Below are 12,001 nucleotides of genomic sequence, written 5' to 3' on the forward strand. Positions count from 1 at the left end.
GGCGGCGAGAACAGGCGAGGCGATAGCGGGACGGGTGAAGCCATGGAGCGTTCCTTTCACGGATGGAGCGGTGAAAGGCAGGTAGGAAAGGTGGTGCAACGGGCCAGCCTCTTTAGCGGGCGGGCGCCGTGTAGATCAGGTCAACGCAGCAGGTGCGGCACTCTATGAGCCCAAGGCAGCAGTGCCTCGACGGCGGCGCAGAACTGCAGGACCGCGGCATCCGCATGCCGGGGCCCCACCACCTGCAGGCCGATGGGCAACTCGTCGGCACTCCAGGCACAGGGCAGGCTCGCCGCAGGATTTCCCGACAGGTTGAAGGGATAGGTAAAGGGGGTCCAGCGCGCCCAAGGGGTGCCGCTGCCGGCGGCCTCGAAGCCCTCCTCCGGCCCGGTCAGGTGGGCGGGAAAAGGCAAAATCGGCAAGGTCGGCAGCAGCAATAGATCGTAGGACTCGAACAACGCGTGGACCTGGTTGGCAAACATCGCGCGTTGCTGGCAAGCCGCAAGATAGTCGGCGAGATCGTACTCACGCGCCTTTTCGATCAGGGTGGCGAAGCCGGGATCGAGCTCGCCCAGTCGGCCGCCCAGGGTCTTGCCATAGGCGATGCCGCGCCCTGCTACCCAGAGCGTCTCGAAGGTCGCCAGCGGATCGCGCCAGTCCAGGGTCAGACGCTCGACCTCGAGCGGTAGTTGGCGTGCCAGGGTGTCCACTGCCGCTTCCACGCCAGCGGCCACCTCTGGATGGACGGGGGTCTCGAACAGCGTCGGACAATAGGCTACGCGCAGCGGGGATAATGGCTGGTCGCAGCGCGCCAGGTAGGACTCCGTCGGCGCCGGAAGCGCCTGGTGATCGAGCGCATCCGGCCCGGACAACACATCGAACAGCAAGGCGCTGTCGCGCACGGTACGGGTGATGGGGCCCGCGTGGCTGAGCGTTTCCGTCGCCGACCACGGCCAGGTAGGAATGCGGCCGAGAGAGCCTTTCAGGGCGAAGGTGCCGCAAAAGGCGCTGGGGATCCGGACCGAACCCCCCCCATCCGAGCCCAGGGCCGCCGGCACCATGAACGCCGCCGTGGCGATGGCGGAGCCGGAACTCGAACCACCGCTGGTCAAACTCGTATTCCACGGCGTGCGGCCGTCGCCAAACACCCGCGAGGTGCTGGCGCCGGTCCAGCCGAACTCGGTGGTCGCCGTCTTGCCCAGCACTATCCCACCCGCCGCCTTGAGGCGCTGGATGATAGGAGCATCCTGGGTCGGCACATAGTCGAGCGCCGTGAGCGACCCCCGGGTCGTCCGCAGGCCAGCGGTGTGGAACAGGTCCTTGATGCCGAAAGGCACGCCATGCAGCGGGCCGCGGAAGCGTCCTTCACGCGCCTCGGCATCTAGCAGCTGTGCCTGGTTCAACGCATGATCAGCGTAGACGTCTCCGAACGCCCTCAGCGTGGGATTGGTGGCCTTTATGGACTCCAGGCAAGCCTGCACAAGCGTGACCGAGGTCAGTAGACCTTCGCGAATGCGCTGGGCGGAGCTGATTACATCGGGTACAGCGCCCTCTAAATCCAGCTTTTGCATAGAATTCCAGACCATTTCGCCGCTCAGGTAACTGAGCGGCATTGAATAGCGAAGTGAGGTCATGGTCAAGCATAGAAAACCGGGATTTGTGGAATATGTGGGTTTTTTGGATGGCCTGACAGGAAAGTGAGCAGGTACTGATGGGAGGATGGGAAGTAGCGCTGCTCAGCGTGAAACAGCGGCGATCAAGGCAGTACACCAGCCAATAGCCGACGTTGCTAACCCTAGGCGTCAGCGTCCTTTGCAAGCCGAGCCCCTATGGCTTGCCGAACGACCAGTACGACGCCATTTTGTGGGGAGGTATAGCGCCATTTGGAATGAAAGGGGTGTAAGCGGGACCCACAAGCCGCAAAGGCATTCCACAAACTGGGTGGCAGGATCGCGCGATGATGAGCTTTCTACGCAGGTCGCCTAATGCTGAGCTGTCTGTAAAACACCTTTGGCAAGACCTATAGATCGTGAGCGACAGGGTTCCACGCTAACCGATGCAGAATTCGGCTAAGCGCCACCGGATTCATCTACATCAATGGGGAAAGTGAAGTTCGGATCGTCCTCGCTCAAATCTTCGAAGGCGGACGCCAGCAGCAAGCTGGGATCCTCCGGCAGATCAATTTCAGTCAAGGGCACAAGCTCCTCGTCACCCAAGTTGAGCGGTAACTGTTGAGCGAGATCCTTGAACATAAATTTGATCGCAACGACTCTTCTCGCCTCACGCTTCAGTTCGTAGGTGACATCCAATCTACTCTTGGTACGCAGCTCTTCCACAGCAGGATCAATCACGCGCTGGCGGAGATTATTGAAGCGCTGGTAGGCGTCAGAAAGCCCTAAAGCGGTCCTGAGTGTCTCGATCTCGATGTATGCCCATCCGGTTTTCTTGAACTGCATGAGCATCTCAAAGAGCCGAAACGAATGAGTAGAGTCGAGACGTGCGACCCGGCGGAGGTCGTAGCTGGTGAGCTTGGTGTGAAGTCGGGATAGGTACGGCATAACGTGGATCGTGAAGGACAGTTCCACCCTCCCCTCGCCAGCGATGTAACGCGCGGCATCGACCCAGCGCTTACGTTCCACTGCAGATCCATCAAAGGTCTTCACCTCGCGCTCAAACAGAACGTCGGCCGTCTCCTTCATCTGCTCGTAGGCATGACGAAGCTGCACACCGTATATCTCCGAATAGAGCAGTGCAGACACAGAGATCTTCTTCGGCATCCCTTTCCGAGGGTCGATTTGGCTTATCGCAGCCAAAATGAGCCTCTGCTCGTTGAGGGTAAGCCGATACGACGCTGTGATGAGCGTATTTGACTTCGTTACCCGAATCGGCCGAGGGTCAGCTTGATCAGGAACGGAGGTGGATACCTTGGACATGGAGGGACCTGGTAGGAAGCCTTAAACCCTACTAGTGCCTTCCCCTGTAGTCGATACCGGGTCGAGCGAAAAAAGAGTCAAAAGCCCGCGCGGCGCGCTTTCCGCGCGACAATCAACTGCCTTGGCGATCAGGCAGAGTCAAAATGTAGTCGTCTCGAAGAGACGCATTGGCAGGTAGTAAAACATCGTCCGAGCGGACACGCGAGTACCGTAATTTGTAGTCGGATCGATCAGAGGAAGCGTAGCGTGCTACCAAGAAGCCTACTGAAAGGCGTTTCTACCGTAATTTGTAGTCGCAACACCCACATGAGAAATCCCTTTGGTGCGGCAGGGCGGGTCTGACCGCTCCACTACCGTAATCTGTAGTCGCATTGGATGGTCGACACGTGTTCAAGGCGCGCAGTGATGGGTCTGAGGGGCTGGGTACCGTAATCTGTAGTCGTATCACCTGGGCGGTGACCGTGCTCGAACCTCGGAGTAGGCGCCTAGCTGCGCCTATGCCGCAATCTGTAGTCATTAGGAAAGGTCAGCCCCTAAACAGCCGTAATCTGTAGTCGATCAGCCGAGCAAGACGATTTTTTGCTCCCTAAGCGCCTGTTTAGTGCCGTAATTTGTAGTCGTAAGGTGGAGGACAACTCGATCCTGCGGTATGAGATACCGGAATCTGTAGTCGTTTCAGCGGGTTAGAGGACGGCCAAGCCGTAATCTGTAGTCGTTGACCAAGGAGTATTTCTGCGATGACTACCGGAATTTGTAGTCGCTAGACATGATGGACGCATTGTCTCGCCACTGGTACGAAGCGTTTGATGAGGATGGCAGGTGCAACCTGCAAGCCCGCCTCGGATAGGCACGATCTCAGATTTTATCGTTCAAAATCAGCACCTTAGGAACTTTTTCTTGCGGTTTTCACATTGAACGCCTCGAGGAGGGGTGAACTTAACCCCACGTTTTATTGCCTTCGTGCTAGCGCTGTGCATCTGGACAGCCGCAATTTGTAGCAGGTGGTGCTGCTCACCAGTGGATAACAGCCGGCATCCGTAGTCGTGACTGCCGGAATCTGTAGTCGACCGACCCGGAATTTGTAGTCGCGTCAGCCGTAATGCCTAGTCGCATTACCGGATTCTGTAGTCGATACCCCCCTTGGAACCCTTTGCTGGCGCGGCTTCCAGCGTCTTAAAAACAAGAGAAAAACAAGAAATAAAGATCTAAAAAGCTTTTAAAGGGCTGGCTGCTGTGGATAAGCTTCCCTCGGCACAGCCTAGGATCTGCAATCGACTACAAATCACGGCTGAGGAACCGTAGCCTGTGTAGTGACGGTCGTCAGCGTCTGCACACCTACCCCCGCACCGGATGGCACCCAACCAAACCAAATATTTGTCGATGGCAGGTCCAGAGGATCCAGCCGGCTTGGCGAGCCATCAAGACCTTGCTAACAGCCTAAACCGAATACCCAACGCTGTGATCTTGGCAGGAATACACCAAACACGGCGCCGTATTATGACCACGCGCCAGATTCCAGAGTCGACGACACCCCACACACTGAAGAGCAGGCTGCCCAGATGGCACGTGATCGCCTTCTACTCAGAAAAGCACCGATTACCGAGTTCATTGATTCCATAGAGGTACAGTCCTAAGCACCGAATTTCTATCGTGCAGAACTGAGGTGCTTCACTGATCCGTGTCTCGGCAGTTCTGCACCTCTCCAAGAAAAACTGGTACGACCAGGTTGGCTAGCAGGTGCAAGGCAATGGAGGTTTAGCACGTAATGAGCAGGCCTGTTCGATAGACACCTGAGAAATGCCACACGCATCCAGCTGGCAAAACCGGACAGTGGCCCTGCCCTGCCCTGCCCTGCCCTCGCTCTCACGAATACAAGCTGCACGTCAGGACTTGATAGGTCTCGAGGATCTGGCCGCAGGAGTATGCGGAGCGCAAGCCACGAATCCCAATGTGGCTGTCAGAACCAGTCCTGGGGCTTTAGAGGATGGGATGCTAGACGTGGAGCACTGGCAAGCGAGCTAGTCATGGCAAGACGCGATCAGATCTAGCCAGTTAGACACATCGGTCGGTAAGTCACATCGTACGCAGCTATTAGCCGAACGCGGCCGACAAGCTTGTGACGTTCACCGCCGGACCTGAAGGTATCGGCACTGAGGATATTTATCAGCTTGAGCTGAGCTAGTTCATGATGCCTGGCAGAAACGATGTGATATCGCTTGCCAGGCGTCATATCCAGGCGACATGCGGTCTATCGCCCGTATTTCTCACACCAAAGATCGAAAGCTTCGATGAAGATGTCCTGGCCGGTTAGCCCTAGGTCGATACGCGCTAACTGAAGTTTTCTGTATCGCTCAGCGTCGCACTTCACGCTGAGCGTTCTGTTTTGTCCAGCTTTCGCTGCTGGCGCGGCGTCCTCTGTCGTATGCTGCGTAACGACCGGGTTGCTCTGAGTAACACTGGGTACTGAATGTGCTGCAGATGTGACAGGCTCCGCCGCTTTGGAGGTGTTGAGCATTGAGCCGAGATCTCGAGGAGTGCGAGCCATTGGGTCTAACCTTCTTTGTAAATACTTAAACATGTGCGCGAGTGCTTAAGTGCTTGAGCAAGCACTTAAGCACGTGCTTGATGGGATTCTAACTCTTCCAAAACGTAGTCGCACAGCTTTCTGATGTCGCGCGATGCCGAGCAGCTTGGTCGAAGCTCCTGCGGTACCCTGCCGTCAATACCGGCTTCGACCATGATGGTACGGCGCGGCATCGGTGGGCAAAGCTTGCCGTGCTGAGACAGGGCCACCATCACGTCTTTAGTAATGTTCGTGTTGAGCGTCACTTCGTTCAGAAGGAAAACGAAGGGCTTGTTCTCATCTTTCACCAACGTCAGCGTCTGCCTTACTGCACGCAAATCGTGTGGGCCTGCTTTGACCGGAATGATCACGAGGTCAGCGAATTTCACAGTCGCAGTGATAACGTCGTTAGACTCAGGAGGTGTGTCAATGAGGACGTAGTTATACCCCTCCCCTTCCAGCACGCTGAGTGCCGCCCCTAAGCTCTCGTATGGGACGTTTGACATTTGCGGTTCTTCAGTCTCACGCTCTTGCCACCATTCGGTAAGACTGCCTTGCGGATCCGTATCTATCAGCATTACCCGATTTCCCCGGCGGGCCAGCTCCACTCCCAGGACTTCCGTCGTAGTGGTCTTACCAACACCGCCTTTCCTCGACGCAATCACCACTGTTTTCACTAGAGATCTCCTTAAATATTTGCCTGCCCGCTTAGGCGCGTGTTTGCTCATTTGCTTACGTACGTGCTTACGCGAGCGTTCATGCAAGCGGATAACCTGAGTATACGTTTGCATGCTCGCACGCTCAAGCGTACGCGTGCGTAGGTAAGCACTTAAATGCGTAAATGCTTACTTGAAGCCCCTGTGGTTTCTGTGTGGTCGCCTGGGCGCTTGGAGCTAATCAGGTCTGAGGCCCGCCTATCGACACCCTCTACGTGCGTAAACAAGCATTTGCTTATCTAAGCATGCGCGTCAGAAGTGGTAGTTTTGGGCGGAGGTCGGAGGTAGCTGACTGGTGAGGTTAGATGGATTCAAGCCATGACGTGTATCGCTAGGGCGCCTGATGGTAACGGTGCTGCACCGGGATTGATGCGGAGGCGCCCTAGCCGCTCTCGTAGAGGTCGGTGGCCAATACGCTTGCAGAAATCGCACCCGCCGCACATGCTTGGGTGCTTGGGTGCTTGGGTGCTTGGGTGCTTGGGTGCTTGGGTGCTTGGGTGCTTGGGTGCTTGGGTGCTTGGGTGCTTGGGTGCTTATGCGAGCGCTCGCGGATACGGTGTGCCCTAGGCGGCGAAATGATCGCTCATCACCCAGAGCAAGAGCGATGCGCACTTAAATGCTTAAGCGCGTGCTTAAGTAGGCGCGTGCTTCAGTAGTGCGCGCCTAGTACGTATGTAAGTCCCGGATTTGCTGCGAAGCCGCGGTTCCCACTATGAAGTGTTCTGTACGGGTGAGGGGGTGTAGCTCAGTCCTGAAGGTTCTACAAGCGAGCCCATGCTTGCGCGGCTAAGCGCATAAATACGTAAGTGCGTAGGTGCGTAGGTGTATGTGTGCGCATTCGATTGCGCACGTGGTATTGCTGAAGCCATTTGGGAGCTCTCGCGTTCTGATTTTGAACGTTCGCCATGAGAGGTTGCCCGCAGGTGTGAGTTATCTCGCTGCTCAGGCTGCTACTAAACAATGCCCAGTCGGCGGAGCGCAGCATGCTTAGCACCGGAGAGCTTGCCGGCCTTCAGCAAGGTTTTCTGCCGAGACACCCATGAGCCAAGCCGCAGCCCGTCGGCAGTTACATGCTTCACCGGTACCGAGCCGCCGGCATTGGCGGCCAAGTAGTCTTGGAGCGCTGCAAAGTGCTGTTGCCATGCAGCTTCAGCAGGATCAAAAGAAAACCCAGCGGCCAGCAGCCGGCCGTGATCTAGATCCTCCGGTTTGTCCTTCAGCCGCGTGCGCTGGTTGGAGCACCACCTGCCGAGCTTGTAACCGTCAATGGTCACGTAGGCGATCGGCACGTCGCAGTGACCATGCGCGGCCTTGAACTGCTCCAGATGCTGCAGGCCCTGGTCGAAAGCCGCTCCGAACATCTCCCACACGAAGCCCAGCTGGTTCAGTAGCTCAATGCGCTGCTCGTCCATCTGGCCGTCGCGGTAGCGTGCGCGCTGATTTCCCACCCAGGTACCGAGCGCTGTGCCATCGGGCAACACGAAGTCGAGCGGCACATTCACATGGCCATGCCGGACGCCGAATTCCTTCAGCGCGGCGTATGCGGCTTCCCAGCGGGCATCCAGCACTCCAGCTTCGAAGTCGAAGCCCATGGCGGCCAGCCGATCCCGCCTGGACAGGTCGATCTGACGACTGCGTTGGTTCCGGCACCAGTCGGCCAGATCGGTACCGTCTACCAGCACCTGGCGCTGGGCGCTGTGCGACGCGCAGGTGGCCATGCTCCTCCTTGAACGCCACGAGCGCCTGATACCGTTTCTCCCAGGCGTCATCGAAGGGGCTAAGGATGAAATCCAAGGCCTCGAGCAGCTGCTTTTTTCGCGGCGCCAGCCGGCCGAGGCGATAGGCCTTGCGCTGCTCGCTGCACCAGTGGCCTAGGGCGAGCCCGTCTGCGGTGACGACGTCGACGGCGGGGGAGGGCGATCCTGTGTCTGCCAGATAGCTGCGCAAGGCTTCGTACCCTCGCTTCCAGGCATGCTCCCGCGGATCGAACTCGAAGCCGATGGCCTCCAGCTGCTCGGTACGGTTAGGCGCAAGCCGGCCTAGCCGGTGGAGCGCGCGCTGGCGTGAGCACCAGGCGCCCAGGGTGTGCCCACCCGGTGTGCGATAGCTGCGCGCTACCCGAGCGTGGCCGCGGTCAGTCACGAACGCGCGCAGGAGCCCGTAAAAGTGCGGCCAGCTGCCGGCGATCCGCCCAACGAGCTCAGTGGAAAGCACAGCCTTGAGGCTGGCGGCCCAGGCGCCAGCGCCAGGACGGCCAGCAGGCGCTAGGACGTGCAGCTTGTCGAACCAGCCGGGCGACGCGGGCTGTCCGGTTTCGCCCTGGTCAACTGCGGCGCGTTGCACCTCGTTGAGCAGGGCGTCGTCCTGCTCGGCAAGCGCCGCCAGAGTCCGCCAGACCGTGGACATGTCGCTGCGCGCCACGGCCTGGATGAGAGACTCGCCGGAGCTCCGCTTCAGGCGCAGGGGGATCAGCACGTAGCCGTAGCGCTTGCCCGGCGCCTTGCGCACGGCGCGGCCGAGCGCCTGGACGATGTCGACGTGGCTTTCCCGCCGGTGCATGAAGGCGACCAGATCGGTATCCGGCACGTCCACCCCTTCAGCCAGGCAGCGCGCGCAAGACAGCGCCGCACGAGGGGCCCGGCCATACTGGTGCAGCAGGCGTGTGCGCTGCCACGAGGGGAAAGAGCCATCAATGTGGCGCGCCCAGAACTCGCCCTCGCCGATGGCTTCCCGCAGCGCCGTCGCGAAGCGCTTTGACTGCGAGATCCGCGAGTAGAAGGCAAAAGCTTTTCGGGCGCCGACGTCTGTCATCGCCCGCAGCAACTCCTGGGCATGCACCGCGTAGCGGCGCTCCTCATCGTCCAGCGCTTCGGCGAACTGTTCGTCGTCCACCTCTTCTACGGAGATGATGACGCGGAAATCGCAGATGATCCCCGCGGCGACAGCGGCGGAGTAGCTGAGCTCGTAGGCGACCGGACCGAAGACGGCCTCATCCGTCATGGAGTAGGTGGGCCCGGTACCGGCGGGGCCTTCCTCCTCAGCGATGGCCAACGGCGTCGCGGTGAGGAAAAGGCGCCTGTCGATGCGCAGGGTAGGGTGGTCACTCAGCGCGAAGCTGTTCCGCCGGCCGGCGGCGCCGGCTGTCTTGTGCGCCTCGTCGAGGATCCCCAAGTCAAAGGCAAAGCCGGGCGGCAGACCCAGGGCGAGGGTGGGTGCACTGGAGTAGGTGCACAGCACGATCAGGTCTCGACCCAGGGTGCCGACCTTCAGCGCGATCTCCTCAAGCGAGGTGGTAAGGGCGGTCAGGTTGCCGTCTGGTCGGACGGCACAACCCGCTTCGATGGCCACATCAGTGCCCGTGGCGGTAGGGCGAGCGGTAACGGCGGCAGCGTCGAGACCTCCGGTAAGCACCTGACGATCGGTTCGAATGCCTCTGTCGCCACGCTGGCGCCTAATGGCCAGACCGGAGATTGGTTACTCGACCCGAACGACTTCACCATTTACTCCGACGGCAATAGTACCGGCGATATGAAGGATACCGATGTGACGGCCGCCCTGCAGTCGTCCAACGTGACCATCAAGACTGGCGCGACGACGACCTGTACTGGCGGCCTGACCTGCACGGGCCACAGCGGCAACGGCGATATCATCCTGGCCGAGGGTGTGCTGATCGGGGGGTCAAACTGGACCAGCGGTACCACACTCACCCTTAGCGCCTACCGGAATATCGAGACGCTTCGTTTTGCTAATGTCGACACCAGTTCTGGTACTGGCAGCCTGATCATGCGGTCGGATAACACAGGCACAGGCACTGGCACCGTCCTTCTCAGCAACGAATCAAATATCTACGGAAATAGCACCGGTACGGTTCAGATCTACTACAACCCGAGCAGCTATACCTCGCCCACCAATTACGCGGGGCTAACCGATGCCAGTAGTGATCTGCTGATCAGGATGCCGGATGCCAGCAAGCTCAGTACCTACATGTACGTGAACCTGGCAGCGGTCATTGGCAACAAGACATACGACGGCAGCACGGCCGCTTCGATCAACTCGGCTACCGTCCGCGGTGGTGCCCCGTCAGACGTGACTGTCGACATCAGCGGCGCCACTGCCACATTCACCGACAAGAACGTGGGCACTGGCAAAGCGGTCACGGTCTCTGGTATCACACTGAGCGGTTCCGGCGCGTCTATGGCTCCACGTCAGTCGCGCATTCTGCCAATTCGAGACCTGCCCGCTCGAAGATGCGGTCAATGAAAATCTCGGCTTCGCGTATCGAGACCTTGCAGCAGCTCGCTGATGTCTTCCAAGCGGCCGGCCACAATGTGCAGCACGCCATCGCGCGTCTCTACCGTTCCATCTACTCGCAGCAGCTGTGACGCCACCAGCTCCCGCCGCTGGCGCTCCGCCAGGGTTCGCCAGACCACCACGTTCACCATTCCAAACTCGTCCTCGAGCGTCACGAAGGTCACGCCGCTGGCGGTGCCCGGCCGCTGCCGACCTACCACCAAGCCAGCAACCCGGGCCGGCTGACCGTGGCGCCGCTCCTTCAGCTCATGCGAACTCATCAGCCGCCGGGCCGACAGCTCCGGCCGCAGCAGGGTGAGCGGGTGAGGACCCAGGGTGGTACCCAGGGAGGCATAGTCCGAATGGAGGTCCTCACCCACGGTCGGGGCGACCAGCTCCTGGATCTCCTCCTCAACGACCGCGCCCTCTGCGAATAGGGGCAGCTGCGGCTCGATTGCGGCCATCGCCCAGCGTGCTTGGAACCGGTGCCCGGCCAAGCCCTTCAGTGCACCTGCATCCGCCAGGCACTCCCGGGCCTTGGCATCGAGGCCGGCGCGCAGGCACAGATCGGTGACATCGCGGAATGGCCGCTGCCGGCGGGCCTGCTCAACTGCACGTCCTGCTTTCTCGGCCAGGCCGCGCACCATGCGTAGTCCCATCCGGATGCCTGGCTGCCGGCTATCTGCGACAGCCTCGAGGCTGCAATCCCAGTCGCTGCAGGTCACGTCCACCGGCAGGGTCTGCAGCCGATGGCGCCGGGCGTCCTGCAGGATCTGGTCGGGGCTGTAGAAGCCCATGGGGTAGGAGTTGATCAGCGCCGCGGCGAAAGCCGCCGGCTCGTGGCATTTGAGCCAGCAGCTCGCGTAGGTCAGTAGAGCGAAGCTGGCCGCATGGGACTCGGGAAAACCGTAGCTGCCGAACCCTTCGATCTGCCGGAAGATGTCCGCGGCGTACTCCGCGGTATAGCCGTTGGCGAGCATGCGCGAGGTGAGCCGCTCCCGGTGCGGTTCAAGGCCCCCATGTCGTTTCCACGCTGCCATGCTGCGGCGCAGCTGATCGGCCTCGCCGGGGGTGTAGTCAGCGGCGAGAATGGCAAGCTCCATCACCTGCTCCTGGAACAGGGGCACACCCAGGGTCCGGCCGAAGACGCGCTCCAGCTCCGGCGGGTAGCTGATCTCTTCCTGGCCCGTCCGCCGACGCAGGTACGGGTGGACCATCCCTCCCTGGATGGGGCCCGGCCGGACGATGGCCACCTCGATGACCAGGTCGTAAAAGGTCTGCGGCTTCAGCCGCGGCAGCATGGCCATCTGGGCACGCGATTCGATCTGGAACACGCCAAGGGTGTCCGCCCGACTGATCATGGCGTACGTCGGCTTGTCCTCCTGGGGCACGGTGGCCAGGGTCAGCTCCTCACCCCGGTAGCCCCTCACCAGGTCGAAGCACCGGCGCAGGGCGCTGAGCATGCCCAGGGCGAGGATGTCGACCTTGAGCAGGCCCAT

General features: G+C 60.1%; 7 protein-coding genes. 1 reads left to right on the forward strand and 6 read right to left on the reverse strand.

Annotation, left to right across the window (positions count from 1 at the left end):
* Window positions 1-140: 140 nt before the first annotated feature.
* The 5 genes from PVZ77_RS16025 to PVZ77_RS16045 all read right to left on the reverse strand — a co-directional run bounded on the left by PVZ77_RS16025 (window position 141) and on the right by PVZ77_RS16045 (window position 9,560).
* The gene (locus PVZ77_RS16025) at window positions 141-1,571 is read right to left on the reverse strand and encodes an amidase (RefSeq protein WP_273808098.1); all 1,431 of its coding nucleotides are present in this window, start codon (window positions 1,569-1,571) and stop codon (window positions 141-143) included.
* A 498-nt stretch (window positions 1,572-2,069) separates the two neighbouring features.
* Window positions 2,070-2,933: a replication initiation protein gene (locus PVZ77_RS16030; RefSeq protein WP_108576311.1), complete on the reverse strand. Its 864-nt coding sequence runs from the start codon at window positions 2,931-2,933 to the stop codon at window positions 2,070-2,072.
* Between the two features lie 2,610 nt (window positions 2,934-5,543).
* The gene (locus tag PVZ77_RS16035) at window positions 5,544-6,173 is read right to left on the reverse strand and encodes a ParA family protein (RefSeq protein WP_273808100.1); all 630 of its coding nucleotides are present in this window, start codon (window positions 6,171-6,173) and stop codon (window positions 5,544-5,546) included.
* Window positions 6,174-7,165: 992 nt separating this feature from the next.
* Window positions 7,166-7,714, reverse strand: coding sequence for a helicase associated domain-containing protein (locus PVZ77_RS16040; RefSeq protein WP_273808101.1), 549 nt, complete (start codon window positions 7,712-7,714; stop codon window positions 7,166-7,168).
* The gene (locus PVZ77_RS16045) at window positions 7,605-9,560 is read right to left on the reverse strand and encodes a DEAD/DEAH box helicase (RefSeq protein ID WP_273808102.1); all 1,956 of its coding nucleotides are present in this window, start codon (window positions 9,558-9,560) and stop codon (window positions 7,605-7,607) included. Before PVZ77_RS16045 ends, PVZ77_RS16040 begins: the two co-directional genes overlap by 110 nt.
* Window positions 9,561-9,740: 180 nt before the next feature.
* Here PVZ77_RS16045 and PVZ77_RS16050 point away from each other — a divergent pair, with 180 nt between their 5' ends.
* Complete coding sequence (locus PVZ77_RS16050) at window positions 9,741-10,472, forward strand: YDG domain-containing protein (RefSeq protein WP_273808104.1); 732 nt, start codon at window positions 9,741-9,743, stop codon at window positions 10,470-10,472.
* Here PVZ77_RS16050 and PVZ77_RS16055 read toward each other — a convergent pair.
* A partial coding sequence (locus PVZ77_RS16055; RefSeq protein ID WP_273808105.1) for a helix-hairpin-helix domain-containing protein occupies window positions 10,466-12,001 on the reverse strand: 1,536 nt, incomplete at its 5' end. The two genes, PVZ77_RS16050 and PVZ77_RS16055, sit on opposite strands and share 7 nt — an antisense overlap.

Source organism: Pseudomonas sp. SHLD1 (assembly GCF_028640935.1).
In the GTDB taxonomy this organism is placed as follows: Bacteria; Pseudomonadota; Gammaproteobacteria; order Pseudomonadales; family Pseudomonadaceae; genus Chryseomonas; species Chryseomonas aestiva.